Source organism: Spiribacter vilamensis, from assembly GCF_004217415.1.
Taxonomy (GTDB): domain Bacteria; phylum Pseudomonadota; class Gammaproteobacteria; order Nitrococcales; family Nitrococcaceae; genus Spiribacter; species Spiribacter vilamensis.
In genome coordinates this window covers 321,165-345,017 of sequence record NZ_SHLI01000001.1, presented here as the reverse complement: position 1 = coordinate 345,017, position 23,853 = coordinate 321,165, and the positions used below count along the sequence as shown (strand labels likewise).

General features: G+C 63.8%; 20 protein-coding genes. 10 read left to right on the top strand and 10 right to left on the bottom strand.

The window, feature by feature from the left end; all coding sequences use genetic code 11:
- Positions 1 to 86 precede the first annotated feature (86 nt).
- On the top strand, positions 87 to 1,163 hold the full coding sequence (gene hisC / locus EV698_RS01780) for a histidinol-phosphate transaminase (RefSeq protein ID WP_130502461.1): 1,077 nt from the start codon (positions 87 to 89) through the stop codon (positions 1,161 to 1,163).
- On the opposite strand, the gene EV698_RS01775 is transcribed toward hisC, so the two are convergent.
- Positions 1,160 to 2,512 (bottom strand): MATE family efflux transporter, encoded by a 1,353-nt coding sequence (locus EV698_RS01775; protein ID WP_130502460.1) that lies wholly within the window; start codon positions 2,510 to 2,512, stop codon positions 1,160 to 1,162. The two genes, hisC and EV698_RS01775, sit on opposite strands and share 4 nt — an antisense overlap.
- Between EV698_RS01775 and EV698_RS01770 the strand changes: the two genes are divergently transcribed.
- Positions 2,511 to 3,182 (top strand): 7-cyano-7-deazaguanine/7-aminomethyl-7-deazaguanine transporter, encoded by a 672-nt coding sequence (locus tag EV698_RS01770; protein ID WP_130502459.1) that lies wholly within the window; start codon positions 2,511 to 2,513, stop codon positions 3,180 to 3,182. The genes EV698_RS01775 and EV698_RS01770 overlap by 2 nt on opposite strands.
- On the opposite strand, the gene EV698_RS01765 is transcribed toward EV698_RS01770, so the two are convergent.
- The 6 genes from EV698_RS01765 to EV698_RS01740 form a co-directional block, all read right to left on the bottom strand.
- Positions 3,179 to 3,568, bottom strand: a complete 390-nt coding sequence (locus EV698_RS01765; RefSeq protein ID WP_130502458.1) for a GNAT family N-acetyltransferase — start codon at positions 3,566 to 3,568, stop codon at positions 3,179 to 3,181. The genes EV698_RS01770 and EV698_RS01765 overlap by 4 nt on opposite strands.
- Positions 3,565 to 4,848 carry a serine--tRNA ligase gene (serS, locus tag EV698_RS01760; protein ID WP_130502457.1) on the bottom strand — a complete coding sequence of 428 codons (1,284 nt, stop codon included), beginning with the start codon at positions 4,846 to 4,848 and terminating at the stop codon, positions 3,565 to 3,567. The genes EV698_RS01765 and serS overlap by 4 nt, the downstream gene beginning before the upstream one ends.
- A 15-nt stretch (positions 4,849 to 4,863) precedes the next feature.
- Positions 4,864 to 5,247 (bottom strand): fluoride efflux transporter CrcB, encoded by a 384-nt coding sequence (crcB, locus tag EV698_RS01755; protein WP_130502456.1) that lies wholly within the window; start codon positions 5,245 to 5,247, stop codon positions 4,864 to 4,866.
- A gap of 64 nt (positions 5,248 to 5,311) precedes the next feature.
- On the bottom strand, positions 5,312 to 6,610 hold the full coding sequence (locus EV698_RS01750; protein WP_130502455.1) for a replication-associated recombination protein A: 1,299 nt from the start codon (positions 6,608 to 6,610) through the stop codon (positions 5,312 to 5,314).
- The gene (gene lolA / locus EV698_RS01745) at positions 6,607 to 7,272 is read right to left on the bottom strand and encodes an outer membrane lipoprotein periplasmic chaperone LolA (protein ID WP_130502454.1); all 666 of its coding nucleotides are present in this window, start codon (positions 7,270 to 7,272) and stop codon (positions 6,607 to 6,609) included. Before lolA ends, EV698_RS01750 begins: the two co-directional genes overlap by 4 nt.
- Positions 7,272 to 9,695: a DNA translocase FtsK gene (locus EV698_RS01740; protein ID WP_130502453.1), complete on the bottom strand. Its 2,424-nt coding sequence runs from the start codon at positions 9,693 to 9,695 to the stop codon at positions 7,272 to 7,274. The genes lolA and EV698_RS01740 overlap by 1 nt, the downstream gene beginning before the upstream one ends.
- A gap of 85 nt (positions 9,696 to 9,780) precedes the next feature.
- On the opposite strand from EV698_RS01740, the gene EV698_RS01735 reads away from it, so the two are divergent.
- From EV698_RS01735 to infA, 4 genes are all read left to right on the top strand, one after another.
- A complete protein-coding gene (locus EV698_RS01735) occupies positions 9,781 to 10,938 on the top strand; it encodes a GNAT family N-acetyltransferase (RefSeq protein ID WP_130502452.1) in 1,158 nt (385 codons plus the stop codon).
- Positions 10,931 to 11,677, top strand: a complete 747-nt coding sequence (aat, locus tag EV698_RS01730; protein WP_130502451.1) for a leucyl/phenylalanyl-tRNA--protein transferase — start codon at positions 10,931 to 10,933, stop codon at positions 11,675 to 11,677. The genes EV698_RS01735 and aat overlap by 8 nt, the downstream gene beginning before the upstream one ends.
- Positions 11,674 to 12,396, top strand: coding sequence for an arginyltransferase (locus EV698_RS01725; RefSeq protein WP_130502450.1), 723 nt, complete (start codon positions 11,674 to 11,676; stop codon positions 12,394 to 12,396). The genes aat and EV698_RS01725 overlap by 4 nt, the downstream gene beginning before the upstream one ends.
- A 70-nt stretch (positions 12,397 to 12,466) precedes the next feature.
- Complete coding sequence (infA, locus tag EV698_RS01720) at positions 12,467 to 12,685, top strand: translation initiation factor IF-1 (RefSeq protein ID WP_110882994.1); 219 nt, start codon at positions 12,467 to 12,469, stop codon at positions 12,683 to 12,685.
- Positions 12,686 to 12,691: 6 nt separating this feature from the next.
- Here infA and clpA read toward each other — a convergent pair whose 3' ends face one another.
- Positions 12,692 to 14,962 (bottom strand): ATP-dependent Clp protease ATP-binding subunit ClpA, encoded by a 2,271-nt coding sequence (gene clpA, locus EV698_RS01715; protein WP_130502449.1) that lies wholly within the window; start codon positions 14,960 to 14,962, stop codon positions 12,692 to 12,694.
- Positions 14,963 to 15,021: 59 nt separating this feature from the next.
- Complete coding sequence (gene clpS / locus EV698_RS01710; protein ID WP_023367287.1) at positions 15,022 to 15,342, bottom strand: ATP-dependent Clp protease adapter ClpS; 321 nt, start codon at positions 15,340 to 15,342, stop codon at positions 15,022 to 15,024.
- Positions 15,343 to 15,436: 94 nt separating this feature from the next.
- Between clpS and mnmA the strand changes: the two genes are divergently transcribed.
- From mnmA to acnA, 3 genes are all read left to right on the top strand, one after another.
- Complete coding sequence (gene mnmA / locus EV698_RS01705) at positions 15,437 to 16,558, top strand: tRNA 2-thiouridine(34) synthase MnmA (RefSeq protein WP_130502448.1); 1,122 nt, start codon at positions 15,437 to 15,439, stop codon at positions 16,556 to 16,558.
- Positions 16,545 to 17,162, top strand: a complete 618-nt coding sequence (gene hflD / locus EV698_RS01700) for a high frequency lysogenization protein HflD (RefSeq protein ID WP_130502447.1) — start codon at positions 16,545 to 16,547, stop codon at positions 17,160 to 17,162. The genes mnmA and hflD overlap by 14 nt, the downstream gene beginning before the upstream one ends.
- A gap of 129 nt (positions 17,163 to 17,291) precedes the next feature.
- A complete protein-coding gene (gene acnA, locus EV698_RS01695) occupies positions 17,292 to 20,045 on the top strand; it encodes an aconitate hydratase AcnA (protein ID WP_130502446.1) in 2,754 nt (917 codons plus the stop codon).
- Positions 20,046 to 20,139: 94 nt separating this feature from the next.
- Here the strand turns inward: acnA and EV698_RS01690 are convergent, their stop codons facing one another.
- Positions 20,140 to 22,317, bottom strand: a complete 2,178-nt coding sequence (locus EV698_RS01690; protein ID WP_130502445.1) for a malate synthase G — start codon at positions 22,315 to 22,317, stop codon at positions 20,140 to 20,142.
- A gap of 87 nt (positions 22,318 to 22,404) precedes the next feature.
- Here EV698_RS01690 and sthA point away from each other — a divergent pair, with 87 nt between their 5' ends.
- A complete protein-coding gene (gene sthA, locus EV698_RS01685) occupies positions 22,405 to 23,802 on the top strand; it encodes a Si-specific NAD(P)(+) transhydrogenase (protein ID WP_130502444.1) in 1,398 nt (465 codons plus the stop codon).
- Positions 23,803 to 23,853: the final 51 nt, after the last annotated feature.

Sequence of the window (23,853 nt, the reverse complement as noted above, 5' to 3'; positions counted from 1 at the left end):
GAATCATACTCGCCTCAGTCCGCTTTTTCAGCCCGTCGGCCCGGTTCGGCGCTGACGCTCACCCCCGGCGGCGGTATCATATCGTTATGACTTACGAACGCGACATCATCCGCCGCATGGCCGGCTACGCCCCGGGCGAGCAGCCCGCCGATACGGGCGTCATCAAACTCAACACCAACGAGAACCCCTGGCCACCATCACCGCATGTCGTCGACGCACTGGCCGCCGTGGGTGCCGAGTCGCTGCGCCGGTATCCGTCACCGAGCGCCGCGGCATTCCTTGGCGAGGCAGCAGCCCTGCACGGCGTCAGCGCCGAGCAGCTGGTCGCTACCAACGGCGGCGATGAACTGCTGCGCCTGGCGATTACGACCTTCGTCCCGCCGGGCCGCCCGATCGCAATCGCCGAGCCGAGCTATTCGCTCTATCCGGTGCTCGCCGCCATTCATGACAGCCCCGTGCATCGCATCACACTGGACGATGACTGGTCGCTGCCCGGCGGATTCGCAGAAGAACTGAATGACGCCAACGTCCCCCTCACACTGCTGGTCAACCCGCATGCCCCCAGCGGCCGACTCCTCGATGCAGCGACGATCGCCACTTTCGCGAGCGCCCTGAAGGGTGTCCTGCTGGTGGACGAGGCCTATGTCGACTTCGCTGATCCCGGCCATGATGTCGTGAGCCTGATCGCGAATCACGACAACCTGATGATCCTGCGGACGCTCTCCAAGGGCTATTCACTGGCCGGGTTGCGACTGGGCTACGGTATCGGGCCGGCGGACCTGATCCGCCCCATCGCCGCCAAGACGCGCGACAGCTACAGCGTGGATGCGGTGGCCGACCGACTCGGTGCCGCCGCCCTGGCTGACCAGGAGACGGCGCGGGCAAGCTGGATCGCGGTTCGGCGCGAACGCCAGCGGCTGACGGAAACGCTTCGCGACCGAGGGTTCGAGGTACCGGACAGCGAGGCCAACTTCTGCCTGGCCCGCGTCCCTGCCGACGCCCCCGCCAGCGCGGCGACACTCCATGCCGGACTCAAGGCCGACGGCATTCTGGTGCGGCACTTCGATACACCGCGACTGCGGGATCACCTGCGGATTTCGGTGGGGACGCCCGAACAGAACGACGCGCTGCTCGAGTCGCTACGGGTACAGCTCAACCGCTAGGCAAACCAGCTGCCACGCCGCCAGGATCGCCAGAACACCGCGCCCAGCAGTAGACTGCGCGCCACGGTAAAGCTCACGAATGCGAGCCACAGGCCATGGTTACCGAGGCCCTGTGTCAACCACCAGACCGGCAGGTAGAAGCCCGCAACCGCGATAATCATCGTGTCGCGCATGGCCCGGGTTCGGGTGGCACCGATGAAAAGCCCGTCAAGAAGATAGCTCCCCACCGCAAGGATCGGCATCGCGATCATCCACGGCAGGAATCGGCCCGCCACGGCCTGCACATCGGGCAGATCCGTTAACAGCGCAATCAGGGCCTCACCCCCCAGCGCGAAGCCGAGACTCGCCAGCACCGCCGTTGCCAGCGACCATTCAATGGCCGCACGCACCACGCGGCGGAAGCCGTCGCGATCGTTGGCGCCGATCTGCTGACCAACCAGTGATTCCGTGGCGTGGGCAAATCCATCGAGCCCGTAGGAGGCGAGCAATACAAACTGAAGCAGCACCGCGTTGGCAGCCAGGGTGACATCACCCAGCTGGGCACCCCGGGAGTGGAAGAACGCAAACGCGAACAGCAGGCAGAGCGTACGGATGAACAGCGCCAGGTTGACACCGATCAGCCGCCGATAGTCGCCGATCGCTGCGATAACGCCGGAGACACGACGCCACGCCCATCCCTGCCAGGCCCGCAATGCCAGCCCGATTCCCACGGCCATGGTCAGGTAGTCCGCGATCACACTTGCCAGCGCCACGCCATCGGTCGTCATCCCGAGTCCGACCACGAACGCCAGATCGAGGACGATGTTGGCAGCGTTGTTGACGATCATGAGCAGGAGCGTGATGCGGCTGTAACCACGTCCCAGGAACCAGCCAATCAGGGCATAGTTGGCAAGCACTGCCGGCGCGCTCAGGATGCGAATCCGGGCATAGCGATCCGCCTCGGCGGTGACGGCGGCGCTGCCGTCGAGCAACTGAAGTCCGAGCGGGATCAGCAACGGATGGAGCGAGATCAGCACAATGCCAATCAACCCCGCCAGCATCAGGCTCTGCCCGAGCAACCGGATGAGGTCATCGAGGTCATCGCGGCCGCAGGCCTGCGCTGCGAGCCCGGTCGTCCCCATGCGCAGGAAGCCGAACCCCCAGTAAAGGAAGCTGAACAACGTCGCCCCCAGGGTCACGCCTCCGAGAAACCGACTATCCGGCAGATGCCCGACAACGGCGGTGTCCACCAGTCCGAGCAACGGTACGGTCAGATTGGAGACGATCAGCGGCCAGGCGAGCGCGAACACCCTTCGGCGTGGCGACAATCCCGTGCGACCATTGGCCGGGCTGCTATAATCCGGCGCCATGAAAACAATCACCCCCGAACAGTATCGTCGCGCCCTCCTCATCCTCGCGGGCGCGCACATCGTCATCATTGCCGCCAGCAACTATCTCGTGCAGCTGCCGGTCTCGCTGCTGGGCGTACAGACCACCTGGGGCGCGTTTTCCTTCCCGTTCATTTTCCTGGCTACTGACCTTGCGGTTCGGGTCTTCGGCAAGGTTTCGGCCCGGCGGATCATCTTCTTTGCCATGGGGCCCGCCCTGCTGGTGTCCTACCTGCTCGGCGTGCTGTTTCAGCAGGGCAGCTTCCAGGGGGCTGACGCGCTGCTGTCGCTCAATGCCTTCGTAGGCCGAATCGCGCTGGCGAGTTTCATGGCCTATGCACTCGGTCAGTTGCTCGACATCCACGTGTTTGACCGCCTCCGACGCGCGGCGCACTGGTGGATTGCCCCGGCGGTTTCCACCGTGTTCGGTAATCTCGCCGACACGATCGCGTTCTTCGGCATCGCATTCCATCGCGGCCCCGATGCCTTCATGGCCGCCAACTGGCCGGAAATCGCAGCGGTGGACTACGCCCTCAAGATCACCATCTCGCTGCTGCTGTTCATCCCCGCCTACGGGCTCTTGCTGGGGTGGCTACGGCGCCGGGTGCTCGGGCCGGACGGCCGTGTCCACCTGCAGACCGCCCACCGCTAGGCGATTGTCTCCGGCCGCCGCGGATACCACACCAGCGGCCCGCCGCGGCGACTGTCATCGATGTGAAAGCCGTGCCGGGCGTACCAATCGAGCAGATCGCCCTGGCTCAGCCCATTGGCGTCGTCCGCGTTGGCCTGGCCAAGCAGCGTGACGCCATAACGATCGCAGAGGGTTGTCAGCCAGTCCAGCACTCGGCTCGCCTCGCCCTGCCCGCGCCAGGAGGGGTCGGTCTCGATGCGCATGAGCACCAGGTAGGCCGACTCCGCCTCCACGACCGCGCGCACATGGCCCGACCACCGATAGGCCAGAAGTGATTGCGGATCCGCGGCCACCGGCGTGGTCTGCTCACGCCAGGCGCGAATCGCGGCATCGATATCCCCGTTCACGGCGACAGCCACTCCCGATTGCCCATGTACGGCCGTAGCGCGTCAGGGATGCGGATCCGACCGTCGGCCTGCTGGCAGTTCTCGAGAATCGCCACCAGGCAGCGCCCCACGGCCAGCGCCGACCCGTTCAGGGTATGCAACGGCTCGGGGCGCCCGGTTTCCGGGTTGCGCCAGCGCGCCTGCATCCGACGCGCCTGGAAGGCCTCGGTATTGCTGCAGGACGAGATTTCGCGGTAGGCCGCCTGGCCGGGTAGCCAGACCTCGATGTCGTAGGTCTTGGCAGCGGCAAAACCGATGTCACCACCGCAGAGCGTCACCACCCGGTAGGGCAGCCCGAGCCGCTGCAGGATGAGTTCGGCATGACCGGTGAGGCGCTCCAGCGCCGCATAGGAATCATCCGGCCGGGTCAATTGAACCAGTTCGACCTTGTCGAACTGGTGCTGGCGGATCATGCCCCGCGTGTCCCGACCATAGGATCCCGCCTCCGAGCGAAAGCACGGGCTGTGGCAAACATAACCCCGCGGCAGCTGATCGGCCTCGATGATCTCCCCGGCCGCGAGATTGGCGAGCGGCACCTCGGCGGTGGGAATAAGCCGGAGCGAGGGCTCGAAGCCCTCGATGGAGAACAGATCGGCCTCGAATTTCGGCAACTGACCCGTCCCGACCAGCGCCTCTTCGCCAACCAGGTAGGGGACGTAGGTCTCCTGGTAACCGTGCTCCTCGGTGTGGATGTCGAGCATGTACTGCGCGAGGGCACGATGCAGCCGCGCGACGCCGCCCTGCATAACGACGAAGCGCGAGCCCGAGAGCTTCGCCCCGGCGGCGAAATCGAGACCACCGTCCAGTGCTTCGCCCAGCTCGACATGATCACGGGGCCGGAAATCGAACACCGGTGGCTCGCCCCAGCGACGGATCTCGACATTACCGGCCTCATCCTCACCCGGCGGCACGCTCTCATGCGGCAGATTGGGCAACCCGAGCTGACAATCCCGCAGCTCGGACTGGACACGCTCGAGCTCGGACTCGGCGGCCTTGAGCGCATCGCCCAGGTTGGTGACCTCGTCGAGCAGGGGCTGGATATCGTGACCCGCCTGTTTGGCCTGCCCGATCGCCTTCGATCGGGCATTGCGCTCGTGCTGGAGTGACTCCGTGCGCGACTGCAGCTCGCGGCGTCGCGCCTCGAGCGCCGCATAATGCCCGGCATCGAAGGAATGGCCACGACGGGCCAGTTCTCTGGCGACGGCGTCGGGATCGTGGCGAAGGGTTTTCTGATCAAGCATCGATTGGCTCGTGTCCTAGAAACTTCGGGTGATAATAATGCCCGCGAGCGTGGCCAGCAGGCAGGTGGCCACGCTCGCCAGCACATAGAGCCCCGCGCGAAGGCTGGCGCCGGCCTCGTACAGTGCGATGACATCGAGTGAGAACGTCGAGAATGTCGTGAACGCCCCGATCAGTCCGACACCGAAGAAAAGCCGCCAGCCGGAGCCGGGCATTCCCCTTTCGACGAGCAGGACGAAAGCGATACCCATTAAAAGGCTGCCCAGCACGTTGACGGAAAGCGTCCCCCAGGGGAAACCGCGCGGCAGCCAGCCGGTCGCCAGCATCGTGGCGCCGTAGCGCATGACGGCACCGATCGCCCCGCCGGCGGCAACGGCCGCAGCTTCACCGACGAACGCCATTGATCCGCCCCCTGACTCACAAGACGGCCAGAGTGTACGCGAATCACGATCACGATCGTAGCGATCAGCTGTGGCGCGCCGCCTCGTCAAGCTCGGCCAGCCACGCGAGCCGGTCGGCGATACGCCGCTCCATTCCGCGATCGGTGGGCTGATAGTAACGGCGCCCGGCCAGGGCCTCCGGCAGATAGGTCTCGCCGGCGGCATAACCATGGGGCTCGTCATGGGCATAGCGATAGTCATGACCGTAACCGAGGGCTTTCATCAGCCGGGTCGGGGCATTGCGCAAATGCACCGGCACCTCTAGCGATCCCTCGGAGCGGGCGTCCGCCATCGCGGTGTTGTAGGCGCGGTAAACCGCATTGCTCTTCGGGACGGCCGCCATGTAGCTGATCGCCTGAGCAATGGCCAGCTCACCCTCGGGAGATCCCAGACGCTCCTGCGCCTGCCAGGCATCGAGCCCGACTTGCAGCGCCCGGGGATCGGCATTACCGATATCCTCCGAGGCGATGCGTACCACCCGGCGGGCGATGTAGAGCGGATCACAACCGCCGTCGAGCATGCGGGCAAACCAGTAGAGTGCCGCATCAGGCGCGGAACCCCGTACGGACTTGTGCAGCGCCGAGATCAGGTCGTAGAAGGCATCCCCGCCCTTGTCGAAACGGGCCCGTCCTCCCGCTGCCGCCTCTCGAATCCGGTCGACATCAATCACGCCGGCGTCATCGGCGAGATCGGCAGCCACCTCGAGCAGGCTGAGCGCGGTGCGGGCATCCCCGTCGGCGAGCTGGGTCAGGGCCTCCCGTGCCGCCTCACTCAGGCTCAGGTCGGTGTCACCCAGACCCCGCTCGGCATCGCTCATCGCCGCATCAATCAGTTCACCAATCGCCACCGGCTCGAGGGCACGGAGGACATAGACCCGTACCCGCGAGAGCAGTGCGTTGTTCAGCTCGAAGGACGGATTCTCGGTCGTTGCACCGATAAAAAGGAGGGTGCCGTTCTCGATGTAGGGCAGGAAGGCATCCTGCTGAGCCTTGTTGAAACGGTGAACCTCGTCGACAAACAACAGCGTCTGTCGTCCGGCCTCACGGTTGGCGCTGCCACGGGCCGCGCACTCGCGGATATCCTTGACGCCTGCCATGACCGCGGACAGCGTCAGGAACTCGGCATCCGCCGCTGCGGCCACCATCCGGGCGAGTGTGGTCTTGCCGGTGCCGGGCGGCCCCCACAGGACCATGGAATGCGGCCGGCCCACCGCCAGCGCCTCGCACAGCGGTCGTCCGGGATCGAGCAGATGCCCCTGCCCCGCGAACTCATCGGCGCTGCGAGGCCGCATCCGGTCGGCGAGCGGACGGGTACGGTCGATCATGAACCCCGCATGACATCGACGCCCTCGGGAGGCTCGAAATCGAATCGCTCCGATTCGATCGCCGGATTACGCACGACATCGAGCAACTCCACGACGATGCGCTGGCCCATGCCATCCGCCACCTCAATGGCGGTCGGCACGCCGTCATCAAGGGTGAGGTGGACACGCTGGAAATCCCAGGCCGGATCGGTCGGCTTCATGAGAATCCGGCCATCATCCGCCACGGAAAGATCGAACTGCGCCTGGAGGTTGGCGAAGTCACCGCTCAACAGCTGCGCCGCGCCCACGCCCAGCGCCTCGTCCAGCGGACGCACAACGACCTGGTCGAGCGCCACATCGTGGACCCAGAGCTGCTCACCGTCGGCGACGATTACCTGCTCGTAGGGCGTTCGATAGTCCCAGACAAACCGCTGCGGGCGGGCAATCACGAAAGAGCCCTCCGCCTCCTCAACGACGGTGCCGGTCTCGTCCATCGTGACCTGGCGGAACTCGCCCTGGAGCGTCTCGATGGCAACGAAGTATCGCTCGAGCTCCCGCAATGCCTCGGGTTGCGACGCCGATGAATCCGTTTTCGTCGTCGCCGAGACATCCCCGAACATCACGAGTACGCCGACTAACAGGACGAACATTCGCCCACATAGACTGCCTGTCAGCTTGATCATCAATCCCCCGGTGGTGGTGGCGCGATCACCTCGCGCGAACCATTGGCTTGCAGCGGTCCGACAATGCCAGCCGCCTCCATCTCCTCAACCAGGCGCGCCGCACGGTTGTAGCCGACTTTCAGGCGCCGCTGAACACCCGAGATCGAGGCTTTGCGGGTTTCAGTCACAATACGTACCGCCTGGTCGTAGAGCGGATCGGACTCGCCGCCCGTGGCGTTCGCTTCGCCGGGGAGGGCGCCGGCGCCGGCCCCTTCCGCGCCGGATTCATCGAGAATACCGTCGACATATTCCGGCGAGCCGGTCTGCTTGAGATGCTCGGCGATCCGGTGCACCTCGGCATCCGAGACGAATGCGCCGTGCACCCGCTCCGGCAGACCCCGACTGCTGGGGCCGAGGTAGAGCATGTCACCGTGCCCGAGCAGCGATTCGGCCCCCATCTGATCAAGGATGGTGCGTGAATCGACGCGGGAGGATACCTGGAACGCCATGCGGGTCGGGATATTGGCCTTGATCAGTCCGGTAATCACATCCACCGACGGGCGCTGGGTGGCGAGGATAAGATGGATACCGGCGGCGCGGGCCTTCTGCGCAAGCCGGGCGATAAGCTCTTCGACCTTTTTGCCGACCATCATCATCATGTCGGCGAACTCATCGACCACCACGACGGTGTAGGGCATCGGCTCGAGCAGTGGGGCCTGGGGCGATTCGCCATCGATTCCCGGCTCGATTCGACCATCGCCCTTGTCCCAGAGGGGATCCGTGATCGGCTCGCCCCGCCCCCGCGCTTCGCGAATCTTCGCGTTCGCACCGTCGATATTGCGCACTCCGAGCGTCGACATCAGCCGATAGCGACGTTCCATCTCGCCCACACACCAGCGCAATGCGTTGGCCGCTTCCTTCATATCGGTGACGACTGGCGCGAGCAGATGCGGAATGCCGTCGTAAACGGAAAGCTCCAGCATCTTGGGGTCGATCATGATCATGCGGACCTGCTCGGGATCGTTCTTGTAGAGCATGCTGATGATCATGGCGTTAATGCCCACCGACTTGCCGGAGCCGGTCGTGCCGGCAACAAGCAGATGAGGCATCTTCGCGAGGTCGACAACCTGGGTAAAACCGCCAATATCCTTGCCGATGGCGAGGGTCAGCGGTGAATCCGCCTTGTCAAAGGCGTCGGCGCGGATAATCTCCGACAGGGCAATCACCTGGCGATGCTCGTTGGGGATTTCCAGTCCGACCACCGATTTCCCGGGAATGACCTCAACAACCCGCACCGCGGTTACCGAGAGCGCGCGGGCAAGATCCTTGGAGAGGTTGCTGATCTGGCTCACCTTGACCCCCGCGGCGGGCCTGAGCTCGAAGCGAGTGATCACGGGGCCGGGCTGCACCGCCACCACCTCGACCTGCACCCCGAAGTCGCTCAGCTTGGTCTCGACCAGCCGTGACATCGTCTCCAGCACGTCCTCGCTGTACCCGGGTTGCTCCGCCTGGGGTGCATCCAGCAGGGAAACCGGTGGGCGGCCACCCGGCGCCGACGCCGGTGTCGGCTCCGGGCGCCGACGCCGCTCCGCCCGCGAGGCCTTTTCCGGAGCGGGCGGTGACGCTGGCGTCGATAACACTGCCGGCGATGGCGATGTCGGTGCGGGTGCAGGTGCGGGTTCTCCGGCAACCGCCTTCCCGCGGGCCGGTGCCGCGATGGCCGGCCGGTTGCGCTCGCGGTTCTGCCGGCGCTCGGCGTACTTCGTCGTTTGTCGAGCGACCTGCGCGCGCAGCCTCGCACTGCAGGACTGGATCCAGCCCTGCAATGCGACCAGGTACTTACCCTGGGCCAGGACGATTTGCCCAAGCCGGTCCATCAGCAGGATCCAGGACAGCCCCGTGAAAAGCGTAACGCCGGCCAGCAGCACCGCCAGTGCCAGCAAAGTGGCGCCAGTGAAGCTGAACGCCTCCTGCCCCCAGTCTCCGACCAGGTTCCCGAGCACTCCGCCGGAGCTGAGCGGGACGATGCCGGGGACGGGCGGGATGTGCAGGCGAGCCACCGCGGCACCGGCAAACAGGGTGAGCAGAAAGCCGATCACCCTCACCCCCATCACCGCCCAGTGAACGGAGCCGCCATGGCGCTGCCAGCGATACACGAGTGTCGCCAGTAATACGATCAGAGCCGGCAGCAGGTAGGCGAGGTAACCGAACAGATACAGGCTCAGATCCGCCCAGTAAGCACCCACCACCCCACCGGCATTACCAACGCCCCGGACCGGACCGGACTGGCTCCAGCCGGGGTCGGCCGGGGTATAGGTCAGAAGCGAGAGCATGAGAAAGCCGGCCACCGCCAGCAGCAAAAGCAGGGCCGCCTCCCGGATCACCCGGCTGATGTGCTGGGTGCGTGGCGCCACCAGTTGCCGCGCTGTTGTCTTGCCTGCCATAAGCTTGAGTGTACAGTAGGCACCCGGCCTTTAGCAGCGGGGAGCGACAGGGCACTTCAGGGCAACCTTTGCGGTCTGTCGAGGCATGCAACTCAAAGCCATATCAGCAATCAGCGAGATCGCCGCCGAACGGTGGAACGCCCTTGTGGGTGCGGACAACCCGTTCCTGCGACATGAATTCCTGGACGCGATGGAGCGTCACGGTGCCGTGTCCCGGAATAACGGGTGGATCCCCCATCACCTCGTCCTCGAAGACGATGACACGCTCGCTGCCGCGGCACCGGCCTACCTCAAGGGCAACTCGTGGGGCGAGTTCGTGTTCGATTTCGCCTGGGCGCACGCCTACGAGCGCAACGGGCTTGACTACTACCCGAAGCTCATCATCGCCGTGCCCTACAGCCCCGTGAACGGCCCCCGCATGCTTTTGAATGCCGACTACTCCGAAGAAGGCCTGCGCCAGGCCCTCGCGGCGGGTGCACAACAGATGGCCGATGCGATGGAAATCAGCTCCGTGCACTGGCTGTTCCCGCAGGTGGAAGATGTGGAAACCCTCGAGACATCGGGCTATGCCCGCCGCGATGGTTGCCAGTATCACTGGCGGAACGCCGGCTACCGCGATTTCGAAGATTTCCTCGGCGGACTCAGCGCCAAAAAGCGCAAGAATATCCGCCGCGAGCGTCGCCGGGTCAGCGAACAGGGCCTGCAGATGCGTACGCTCCATGGCCACGAGGTCAGCCATCAGCTCTGGACAGCGCTGCATGGCTTCTACGAAGACACCTTTCATGCCCACGGCAACCTCCCGGTGATCAGCCGGGACTGTTTTGTCGAACTGGGCGAGCGGCTCGGTGACCGAGTGGTGGTATTTCTCGCCGAGGCGGACGGCGATCCCGTGGCGGCGGCGATCTGCCTGCGCAGCGACGATACCCTCTACGGGCGCTACTGGGGCGCGGCCCGCGACTATGACGACCTGCACTTCGAGGCCTGTTATTACCAGGGCATCGATTACTGCATCCGCGAGGGCATGGACCGGTTCGAGCCCGGTGCCCAGGGCGAGCACAAGGTGGCTCGTGGTTTCCTCCCGGTGCTCACGCATTCCGCGCACTATCTGCGCGATGAGCAGTTCCGCGCCGCCGTCGACGACTTTCTGGCACGCGAGCGCCCGGCCGTCGCCGAATACGCCCGGACTCTGACCGCGGAGGGTCCCTATCGGGCCGATGTGCTGGAGCAACTGCCACGTGACTGAGCCGGCGCTCCCGATTCCATGGCTCGCGCCGAATGACGAGACTACGCCCCTGCCCGACCCGGAAACCGCGCTCGCCGAGCCCAACGGCCTGCTCGCCATTGGCGCGTCACTGTCACCGCAACGGCTGGAATCGGCCTATCGGAACGGGATTTTCCCGTGGTACTCCCCCGGCGAACCTGTCCTGTGGTGGAGCCCCGATCCACGCGCGCTCATCACTCCGTCCGGCTTTCACATGAGTCGGTCGCTGAGGCGGCAACTGCGAAAGACCGACTACCAGGTATCGCTGGATACGGCCTTCGAGGCGGTCATCGCCGCCTGCGCCGCGCCACGGCTGGATCAGCCGGAGACCTGGATTACACCGGAAATGGCCGATGCCTACTACGACATGCACACGCTCGGGCTGGCCCATTCCATCGAGGTATGGCGCGGAAAACGTTTAATCGGTGGCCTGTACGGCGTTTCCACCGGCCGAGCCTTCTTCGGGGAATCGATGTTCAGTCATGCGACCAACGGCAGCAAGATCGCCCTTGCCTGGCTGCTCCGCCAGCTCGGCGAATGGGGATTCGACTTCCTCGACTGCCAGATGCCCACCGAACATCTACTCAGCCTGGGGGCCGAGGTCGTCCCCCGCAAACGCTTCCTGCTCAGGCTGGCCGCCAGTCAGCGCGGAGAAACGCGCCCGGGGGCCTGGTCACTGTCTATCACGCGCGATGACGTCACTCGCAAGTGGCCGTCATGACCGAAGCCGATACAACCCGGCGACTGCGGCTGTTCGGGACAGGCTATCGCCCCTGCCCTTACCTCCATGATCGGCCATCGCAGTTCGACTTCGTCGACCCGCGGCTGACGCCGACACCGGAACTCTATGACGAGCTGCTCAAAAACGGCTTCCGACGCGGGGGCGAACATCTCTACCGCAATGCCTGCCCCGGCTGTCAGCTATGTCAGAGCATCCGCATTCCGGTGGCGCGATTCCAGCCGCGACGCCGGCACCGGCGCTGCCGGCGAGACAATTCCGATGTCTATCTGACAAGTGTCGGATTCCGGTATCGGCCCGAGCATTTCGAGCTCTACAGCCGCTATGTCTCGGCCCGCCACCCGGGCGGCGGCATGGACGACGCGGATCCGGACCTCTACTGGCAGTATCTGACCTCGCACTGGTGCACGACGGAGTTCCTGGAACTCCGCGAGGCAACCAATGATCGTCTGCTCGGCGTGGCGGTCACCGACGATACCGGAGCCGCATTCTCGGCCGTTTACACCTTCTACGACCCGGCCGCGACCGAACGTGGCCTGGGCACTCTGGCAATACTTCTACAGATCGAGGAAGCGAAACGCCGACAGCGTGACTGGCTGTACCTGGGTTACTGGATCGAGGGGTGTCCGGGGATGGACTACAAGACCGGCTTCCGGCCGCACGAGCGGCTGTCACCTGACGGCTGGATCGCGGTTGAATAGAACCTCGCGATTGGTGAACGTACCCGGCTCGGGTAGAATTAAGTGTTTTAATCAGGAAGAGAAAGGCTGAATGGCGAAGGAAGAGAATATCCGCATGCAGGGCACCATCACCGAGGTGATGCCCAACACCATGTTCCGCGTCGAGCTGGAGAACGGCCACGTGGTCACCGCGCATATTTCCGGAAAAATGCGAAAGCACTACATCCGGATTCTGCGCGGTGACAAAGTTACCGTCGAGTTAACGCCCTATGATCTCAACAAAGGGCGTATCGTTTTCCGGGCGCGTTGAACCGGTTTACTCAACCGGCTCTGGCGTGTCGATATGGAAGGCCAGCGCTTCGCCGGTCTCGTCCAGATCGACCGCAACATGCCCGCCATTGGTCAGCTTGCCAAACAGCAACTCATCCGCCAGCTCACGCTTGAGCCGATCCTGGATAAGACGGGCCATCGGCCGAGCACCCATCTTCGGGTCGTAGCCCTGCTCGGCCAGCCAGTCGCGAGCGGGATCGCTCACTTCCAGCGTGACCCGCTTGTCAGCCAGCTGGTGACGCAGATCACGGATGAACTTGTCGGCCACCCGCTGGATTACCTCCGGCGCCAGGCCGTTGAACTGGATGATGGCATCCAGCCGGTTCCGGAACTCCGGCGTGAACTGCTTGCGGATCACCTCGATCTGGTCGCTGCTCTGATCCTGCGGCGTGAAACCGATTGTCCGCCGGCTCTGCTCTTCGGCGCCGGCATTGGTGGTCATCACAAGGATCACGTTGCGGAAGTCGGCATGCCGACCATTGTTATCCGTGAGCGAGCCATGATCCATAACCTGTAGCAGCAGGTTGAAGACGTCGGGGTGCGCCTTCTCGATCTCGTCGAGCAACACGACCGAGTGGGGATGCTTGAGCACCTCCTCGGTGAGCAGCCCGCCCTGATCGAAGCCGACATATCCCGGCGGCGCACCAATCAGCCGCGACACCGTATGCCGCTCCATGTACTCCGACATGTCGAAGCGGATCAGATTGATGCCCATGGTCTCGGCAAGCTGCTTCGTGACCTCGGTCTTGCCAACACCCGTGGGGCCGGCGAACAGGAAACTGCCCACGGGTTTGCCCGTATCACGCAGCCCGGCACGGGACATCTTGATCGTCGTAGCCAGCGTATCAATCGCTTCGTCCTGGCCGAAAATGGTCCGCTTGAGATCCTTCTCGATCGTTTCAAGCAACCGCATGTCCGACGTCGACACCCGCTTCGGGGGGATGCGGGCGATTTTCGCGATAATCGTCTCGACATCGCTCACGCTGACCGTCTTTTTCTTCTTCGACGGCGGCAGCAGACGAAGGTTGGCGCCCGCCTCGTCGATGACGTCGATGGCCTTGTCGGGCAGGAACCGGTCGCTAATGTACTTCGCCGCCAGCTCCGCCGCCGATTCCAGTGCCGGATGCGTGAACCGAACGCCATGATGCTTTTCGAACCGATCCTTGAGCCCGCGCAGGATCTGCACGGTCTCCTCGACAGTGGGTTCGGCGACATCGATCTTCTGGAAACGCCGCGCCAGTGCGCGGTCTTTCTCGAACACGCTGCGATATTCCTGATAGGTCGTCGAGCCGATGCACTTGAGTTCGCCGCTCGCCAGCATGGGCTTGAGGAGATTGGATGCATCCATCACGCCGCCCGAGGCCGATCCGGCACCAATGATGGTGTGGATCTCGTCGATGAAGAGGATGGCGTGCTTCTGCTTTTTCAGCTGCGCAAGCAGACCTTTCAGGCGCTTTTCGAAATCGCCCCGATACTTGGTGCCGGCCACCAGTGCGCCCATGTCGAGGGAGTAGATCGTGGCGTCGGAGAGCACCTCGGGCACCTCTTGATCCTCGATGAGCTTGGCAAGCCCTTCGGCAATGGCGGTCTTGCCCACGCCGGCCTCACCCACGTAGAGCGGGTTGTTCTTGCGCCGGCGGCAGAGGATCTGAATGGTCCGCTCGACCTCGAACTTGCGCCCGATCAGCGGGTCGGTCCGCCCCTGGCGAGCCCGGACATTGAGATTGGTGGCAAAGCTCTCGAGCGGATTGGTGCTCTCACCATCCTCGCTGGTCTCGCCCTCTTCGCGGGACGGCTCGGATTCGCCGCCGCCTTCCTCACTGCTGCCCTTCGAGACGCCGTGGGAGATGAAATTCACGGCATCGAGCCGGGAGATATTCTGCTTATGGAGGAAATACACGGCCTGCGACTCCTGTTCACTGAACATGGCGACGATCACGTTCGCGCCGCTCACTTCCTTCTTGCCCGACGACTGGACATGCAGAATCGCGCGCTGCAGCACCCGCTGGAATCCCAGCGTGGGCTGAGTCTCACGGTTATCGTTGGCCGGCAGTAGTGGTGTTGTTTCGTCGAGGAATGCCTCGAGATCCTGTCGCAGGGTCTCGAGATCGGCCTCGCAGGCACGCAACACCTCGAGCGCTGCCGGGTTATCGGTCAGCGCGAGGAGGAGATGCTCCACGGTAAGGAACTCATGACGCTTGTCACGCGCTTCCTTGAAGGCGAGGTTCAACGTGAATTCCAGCTCTTTGCTCAGCATCGATATCTCACTTGCAATCTTGTTGGGAAAACCCGGCTGCACCGGGTTGAATACAGCGATCAGGCCGGTTCGAGCGTACACATGAGCGGGTGATCGTTCTCACGTGCGTAATCATTGACCTGATCCACCTTGGTTTCCGCGACGTCGCGACTGAATTCTCCGCAGACACCCTTGCCGCGGGTATGGACGTGGAGCATGACCTGCGTGGCCTGCTCGCGGTCCATGCGAAAGAAGGTCTGCAACACCTCCACGACGAATTCCATTGGCGTGTAATCGTCGTTCAGGAGCACGACTCGGTACAGCGGTGGTTGCTTGACACTCGGCTCACTTTCTTTGACCGATAGATCGTCGTCGCGTTTCGGATCGTTCTCTTCGCTCATCAACCGATTATCCCCAAGGCTTCATCTCCTGATATGAGGACACTTCCCGTCGAGTAAAAGGTCCATCCGGGATCCCCGATGTTATTATTCCACCATGCAGCGTACATCACACATCATTGTCGGCCTCTCGGGTGGCGTCGACTCCGCGGTCAGTGCCTGGCTGCTCAGGGAGCAAGGCTACCGGGTCGAAGGCCTGTTCATGAAGAACTGGGAGGACGACGACACCGAGAGCCATTGCAGCGCCGAAGCCGATTATGCCGATGCCCGACAGGTCGCCGATGCCCTGGGCATTCCCCTGCATCGGGCCAACTTCGCCGCACAGTACCGGGCCGAGGTGTTCGACCATTGCCTGCGCGAGTTCCGCGCCGGCCGCACGCCGAATCCGGACATCCTGTGTAATCAGCGTATCAAGTTCAGAGCTTTTCTCGATCATGCCCGACGTCTGGGTGCCGATGCCGTCGCCACGGGCCATTACGCCAGTGTCGGGGGCGAACCGGGCGCAAGAACACTGCGACGGGCGACCGATACCGAGAAGGACCAGACCTATTTCCTCTACACGCTCGGTCAGGAACAGCTCGAGGCGGCGATCTTTCCGCTCGCCGGTCTGACCAAGCCGGCGGTGCGGCGCCTGGCGGACCAGGCCGGGTTCAACAACTTCGACAAGCCTGACAGCACCGGCATCTGCTTCATCGGCGAACGCGACTTCCGCGGTTTCCTCGGCCGGTACATCGATAGCCGTCCCGGGCCGATCGCGACCCCCGACGGCGAAACGGTGGGCCAGCACGAGGGGCTTGCGTTCTACACCCTCGGTCAGCGTCGCGGCCTGAACCTGGGTGGCGATGCGAAGCGTCCGGGACTAGCCTGGTATGTAGCGGACAAGAACATGGAAACCAATCAGCTCATCGTTGTGCAGGGCCATGACCACCCGGCGCTCATGAGTGATGGCCTGGTCGCGGATCACTGGCACTGGATCGATGGACATGGCCCCGATGCGCCGATTCGCTGCACCGCCAGACTCCGTCATCGCCAGATCGACCAGCCCGGTTGGCTTACGCCACTCACGGCAGGTCGACGAAGACTGACCTTTGACCACCCGCAGCGTGCCGTGACGCCGGGACAGTCGGTCGTGGTGTATAGCGGAGCATGCTGCCTCGGCGGCGGCATCATCGAAACCCGTACCCCGGTGGCAGAGAGCCCGATCAGTGGCGTCGCCTGAGCAGGAGCGCACACAGGCACTTGGCGCGGTCTTCCAGGCCCTGGGTGAAGTCCGGGCGATTGCCGAGCGTGGACAGCACGATCCGGCGCGCACTGAAACCTGCCTGCTCGGCTTGCTGGGTGATTACTCCGGCTCGGTGGAAACGCTCTACGGCGGCCCTGGCGCCCTTGACACGGGCCTGAGGGCGCTGGCCGATCATCTCTCGAAGCCCGAGTCCATGCATCTGACCCGCTACGTGATTGGCGTCCTGCAGCTCGAGCGCCGGCTCCGGCGCGACAGGAACCGCCTGCAAACACTGGCCGCCGGCCTCGAGCGCACCCGGAACCAGGCGGACTATTTCGGCCGAATTGGCCATGACAGCGTCATCCACCATCTCGCCGATCTCTACAGCGAGCACATCAGCCCGCTGCGGCCACGGATTATCGTCCAGGGCCACGCGGCGTATCTCCAGGAAACGCGCAACGCGGCCATCATTCGTGCATTGCTGCTCGCCGCGATTCGCGCGGCGGGGCTCTGGCAGATGAATGGTGGCGGTCGTCTGCGGCTCGTCTTCGGCCGCCGGGCTATTGTCGAATCCGCCCGGGCGGCACTCAATGCGCGATAACTGCTATCAGTCGCTCGTAAAGCGCATGCCCTTGTGGTGTCGCGTCATGTAAAATGAAGAACTCAGACGGGTCGATAGACCTAATACAACGGTCGTGCATGGTGCGCACGCCGATTCCGGGAGGAAGTCATGACCAATAGCTACAATGCCCGCGGAACACTGGACGTCAAGGGTAAGCAGTACGAGATCTACCGACTCGATGCCCTCAAGGACCAGTACGACATCGATCGGCTGCCGTTCTCGCTGAAGGTCCTGCTCGAAAACCAGCTGCGCAAGGAAGATGGCCAGAATGTCGGTCCGGAGCAGATCAGGGCGATCTGCGAATGGGATCCGAACGGCGGCCCGGGCGGACAGGTCGCGTTCATGCCGGCGCGGGTGTTGCTCCAGGATTTTACCGGGGTGCCGGCGGTGGTCGATCTGGCCGCCATGCGCGATGCGATGAAACGTCTGGGCGGCGATCCGAATCTGATCAATCCGCTCGAACCGGCGGACCTGGTCATCGATCATTCGGTCATGGTGGATCATTTCGGTACCAGCGACGCGCTCGATCTGAACAGCAAGATCGAATTCAAGCGCAACGAGGAGCGTTACAAGTTCCTTCGCTGGGGCCAGAAGGCGTTCTCCAACTTCCGGGTCGTGCCGCCGGGGACAGGCATCGTCCATCAGGTCAATCTCGAATATCTCGCCAAGACGGTATTCACCAAGGAGACCGAGACCGGCACCCTGGCCTATCCGGATACGCTGGTGGGCACCGACTCCCACACTACGATGGTGAATGGTCTCGGCGTTCTGGGCTGGGGCGTCGGTGGCATTGAGGCCGAGGCAGCCATGCTCGGTCAGCCGATCACCATGCTCGTCCCCGAGGTTGTCGGCTTTCGACTGAGTGGTGAGCTGCGCGAGGGTGCGACCGCCACGGACCTGGTCCTGACGGTCACCGAAAAACTCCGCAAGAAGGGGGTTGTTGGTAAGTTCGTCGAATTCTTCGGCGACGGCCTCGACAATCTGCCGCTGGCCGACCGCGCGACCATTGGCAATATGTCTCCCGAGTACGGCGCGACCTGTGCGATTTTCCCGGTGGACAGCGAAACCATCGAGTACCTCCGGGTCTCGGGGCGTGATGAAGAGACCATCGACCTGGTCGAGGCCTATGCCCGCGAGCAGGGCATGTGGCGCGAGACCGGTTGCCGCGAAGCTGAGTACAGCGATGTGGTCGAGCTCGACCTGGGCGAGGTCGAGGCCAGCATCGCCGGACCGCGACGGCCCCAGGATCGTATCCCGCTCACTCACGCGAAACCGGCCTTCCTCGAGTATCTCGAGGAGGAACTCACCTCCCGCGGCGCCATGCCGGACGACGAGGAGGCCCGGTTCGAGGGCGAAGGCGGCGCCACTGCGGCCGGTCACGAGCTGTGGCATGAAAAGGGCGCAGTCAAGGTGAACTACGCGGATCAGGAGTTCATGCTCAAGCATGGCGATGTGGTCATCGCCGCGATCACCTCCTGCACCAACACCTCGAACCCCGCGGTACTGGTCGCTGCGGGCCTGGTCGCGAAAAAGGCCCACGAGCGGGGTCTGACCAGCAAGCCCTGGGTGAAGACCTCGTTTGCCCCCGGGTCACAGGTGGTCCCCGCCTATCTGGGGGCGGCCGGCCTGATGGAGCCGCTCCAGGCGCTCGGCTTTGATGTCGTCGGGTTTGGCTGCACGACCTGTATCGGTAACTCCGGTCCGCTGCCGGAGCCGGTAAGCGACGCCATCCGTGACGGAGAGCTCAACGTCGCCGGCGTACTCTCTGGTAACCGCAACTTTGAAGGCCGCATCCATCCGGATGTGCCCGCCAACTACCTGGCATCGCCGCCGCTGGTGGTCGCCTATGCCCTCGCCGGCAGCGTCGCGAAGGATATTTCCAGCGAACCGATTGATGTCGATCGCGATGGCAATCCGGTTTATCTGAAGGATATCTGGCCGAGTCAGAAGGAGATCTCCGACATCATCGAGGAGCACATCAACTCCAAGATGTACCGCGATCAGTACGCGAGCGTGTTCGATGGATCGCAGACCTGGCGGGAGCTCCCGGCGCCGGAGGGCGAGAACTACGAGTGGCCGGATTCGAGCTATGTCCGTAATCCACCCTACTTCGAGGGTATGGATATGGAGCCCGGCGATATTTCCGAGATCCGGCAGGCCCGCTGTCTGGTCAAGGTCGGCGACTCCATTACCACCGACCACATCTCGCCGGCGGGCGCCATCAAGGCCGACAGCCCGGCGGGCGAGTATCTGCGGTCACTTGGCATCCTACCGCAGGACTTCAACAGCTACGGCTCGCGGCGCGGAAACCACGAGGTCATGATGCGCGGGACGTTCGCCAACGTGCGGCTTAAAAACGAGCTTGCACCCGGGACCAAGGGGAGCTGGACAACCTACTTCCCCACCGGCGAACAGACCTCCATCTACGACGCCGCCATGCGCTACAAGGAGGAGTCGACACCGCTGATGGTACTGGCCGGCAAGGAGTATGGCACCGGATCGAGCCGGGACTGGGCCGCCAAGGGAACCGCGCTGCTGGGCGTTCGATTCGTCCTGGCCGAGAGCTACGAGCGCATCCACCGCTCCAACCTGGTCGGCTTCGGTGTTGTCCCGCTCCAGTTCGCCGAGGGTGAGAATGCCGAAAGCCTCGGCCTCACCGGTGAGGAGACCTTCAGCATTGGCAGCCTCGATACCCAGCCTTCCACGGTAACGGTCCGCGCGGTGACACCGGATGGCGAGGTGAAGAGCTTCCAGGCGATGGTGAGGATCGACACATCCACCGAGTGGAGCTACTTCCGCAACGGCGGCATCCTCCACTATGTCCTGCGGGACCTGGCCCAGCGCAGCCACCAGGCGGCGTAACGCCCGTTCAAGGGTGTGATACGAAAAACCCGGCCGAATGGCCGGGTTTTTTATGCGCGAATGATGCGCGTGATCGACGTGACGCGCGGCGTGATCAGGCTGCCGTGCTGCCCTTCAGAGCCAGGCGATGGGCATGCAGCAATGGCTCGGTATAGCCGCTCGGCTGTTCCCGACCCTTGAACACCAGATCACAGGCCGCCACAAAGGCCGTCCCGTGGAACGCCGGACCCATCGGCGTATAGGTCGGATCATCGGCGTTCTGACGATCCACGACCGCCGCCATCCGCTTCATCGTCTCCATGACCTGCGCCTCGGTCACGATCCCGTGATAGAGCCAGTTGGCGATATGCTGACTGGCGATGCGCAGTGTCGCGCGATCCTCCATCAGGCCGATGTCATTGATATCCGGCACCTTCGAGCAGCCCACGCCGTGATCGATCCAGCGCACCACGTAGCCGAGGATCCCCTGGCAGTTGTTGTCGAGCTCCGCGGTGATCTCCGCCTCGCTCCAGTCGGTATCAGTGGCGACCGGGATTGTCAGCAGGTCATCGATATCGGCCCGCGACTGCCCGGCGAGTTCGGCCTGCCGCGCCCGCACGTCGACCTGGTGATAATGCGTTGCATGCAGCGTGGCCGCCGTGGGTGACGGCACCCACGCGCAGTTGGCACCGGCCCGCGGATGGCCGATCTTGGCGCCGAGCATGTCGGCCATCCGGTCCGGCATGGGCCACATGCCCTTGCCGATCTGGGCATGGTCCTGCAGCCCGCAGGCGAGCCCGGTATCGACGTTCCAGTCCTCGTAGGCGTTAAGCCAGCGTGACTGTTTCATGGCGGCCTTCCGGATCATCGGACCGGCCTCCATGCTCGTGTGAATCTCGTCCCCCGTGCGGTCGAGGAACCCGGTGTTGATGAAGATCAGGCGCTCCCGGGCCTCGTGGATGCAGCGCTTGAGGTTGAGCGTGGTCCGCCGCTCTTCGTCCATGACGCCGATCTTGAGGGTATTCTCGGCGAGCCCGAGGATCTGCTCGACATGGGCAAACAGCGCCACCGTGAGGGCCACCTCATCCGGGCCGTGCATCTTGGGCTTGACGATGTACACGCTCCCGGCCCGGCTGTTGCCGCCCTCACGCTGGAGGTCGTGCATGGCGATCAGCGACGTGCACAGGGCATCGAGAATGCCTTCGGGGATCTCGTTGCCGTCGGCGTCGAGTACCGCCGGTGTGGTCATCAGATGGCCGACGTTGCGCACCAGCATCAAGCTCCGCCCCTGGAGGCTGAGCGGCTCGCCATCGGCACCCGTGTAGTCCCGGTCCGGATTGAGGGTGCGGATTACCTCCCGCCCCTGCTTGTAGAAACGCTCCTCGAGATCGCCGCGCATCAGGCCCAGCCAGTTGGCATAGACGAGTGCCTTGTCCTCGCCGTCCACGGCGGCAACGGAGTCCTCGCAGTCCTGGATGGAGGTAACAGCCGATTCCATGACCAGGTCACGAACGCCTGCCGGATGGGTTCGACCGATGGGATCGGATGGATCGATGCTGATTTCGACATGGAGGCCGTGGCGGCGCAATAGAACGGCGGTCGGTGCCGATGCCTCGCCGGCAAAACCGACCCACTGGGCCGGATCTGCAAGCCCGGTTTCGCCACCTTCGCCAATGGTCACGCGCAGAGTGTGTCCGGCATCGCCGGCGGCGATGTGGTAGGCAGTGACATCGCCATGGCTGCCGGCCGCCAGCGGGAAATTGGCGTCCAGAAACGCCGTCGCCCAGGCCACTACATGGCGGGCGCGCTCCGGGTTGAAGGCATTACCGCGCTCGATACCTTCATTATCCGGGATCACGTCGGTGCCATAGAGGGCATCGTAGAGACTCCCCCAGCGCGCGTTGGCGGCGTTCAGCGCGTAGCGTGCGTTGTTGAGCGGGACGACCAGCTGCGGACCGGCAGTCTCGGCGATTTCGGCATCCACATGGGCCGTGATTACCTCGACCTCATCCGCCGGTGGCTGCAGGTAGCCGATCTCCTCGAGGAAATCCCGATAGGCCCTGTCGGCGTATTGCCCCGGATGCTGACGGTGCCACTCGTCGATGCGCGCCTGAAGCGTGTCGCGCTGGGCCAGCAGGGCGCGGTTGCGCGGACCAAGCTCACTGACCAGCGTGGCCAGACCCTCCCAGAAATGCGCCTCGTCGACGCCGGTGCCGACAATGGCCGACTGGCTGATAAGGTCATGGAGTGGCTTCGCCACCTGCAGCCCCGCTTTTTGAACACGCTCCGTCATTGACTCATCCCCGTCATGATTCATGTGAATTTTGTTCTTTAATGTCGTGCAGCTAAAATAAAGCAGAACGACTGAGGGATGAACCCCATGAATGACTCGCACTACGACACACTCGTCCTCGGCAGCGGCCCCGCCGGCGAAGGCGCGGCGATGCAACTCGCCAAGGGCGGCCAGCGCGTGGCGATGGTGGAGCGTCTGCGTGAAGTGGGTGGCGGCTGCACCCACTGGGGCACCATCCCGTCGAAGTCATTGCGCCACAATGTTCGCCGGCTCATGGAATACAATAGCTCGCCGCTATTCCGGGAGGCGGGGGAGCCGCGTCATTTGTCCTTTCAGACGATGCTCAATCATGCCCGCAATGTCATCGACCAGCAGGTCGGCATGAGGAGCGGATTCTACCAGCGCAATGACGTTCCCGTTCTCACCGGCGCCGCCCGCTTCGAGGATGAACATACACTGGCACTGACCGGGGGTGATGGTCGGACTCAAAGGCTGACCGCCGGGCATTTCCTGATTGCCACCGGCTCACGTCCGTATCGACCGGTGGACGTGGATTTCACCCATCCGCGGATCCATGACAGCGATCAGATACTGTCGCTCGAGCACACGCCGCGTAGCGTGATCATTTATGGAGCGGGCGTCATCGGCAGCGAATACGCGTCGATCTTTCGCGGCCTGGGCGTCAAGGTAGACCTCATCAACACGCGGGAGCGGATGCTCGAATTCCTCGACGACGAGATATCCGACGCGATCTCGTATCATCTTCGCGAGCACGGCGTGATCCTCCGTCACCGCGAGCAGTATCAGTCCATCCAGGGCGACGATGACGGCGTGACCCTGGCGCTGCAGTCCGGCAAACGGGTGCGAGGCGATCTCCTGCTCTGGGCCAACGGGCGCAGCGGCAACACCGACGGAATGGGCCTGGAGGCCATCGGCATACAGCCCAACGGCCGCGGCCAGGTCCGGGTCAACGACAGCTTCCAGACCGCGCAACCGCATGTCTATGCGATCGGCGATGTCATCGGCTATCCGAGCCTTGCCAGCGCCGCCTATGATCAGGGCCGGTACGCGGCAACGCATATGCTCGACGGGCAGTGCGACTATCGACTCGCTCACGACGTCCCGACCGGCATCTATACGATCCCCGAAATCAGTTCCGTGGGCCGCACCGAGCGCGAGCTCACGGACGCCCAGGTGCCCTACGAGATCGGGCATGCGTTCTTCAAGGACCTGGCACGGGCGCAGATCTCCGGTCAGACCATGGGCATGCTCAAGCTGCTATTCCACACCGATACGCTGGAGCTGCTCGGCATTCACTGTTTCGGCGATCAGGCCGCCGAGATCGTGCACATCGGACAGGCGATCATGGCGCAGCCCGCACCCAACAATACACTGCGCTACTTCCTGAATACGACGTTCAACTACCCGACCATGGCGGAGGGTTACCGGGTTGCCGCGCTCAACGGCTACAACCGCGTCACCTGATCCGCGCCGGGTGCCACCGTAACCTCACGGCAACCAATCTGGTCTATGCTT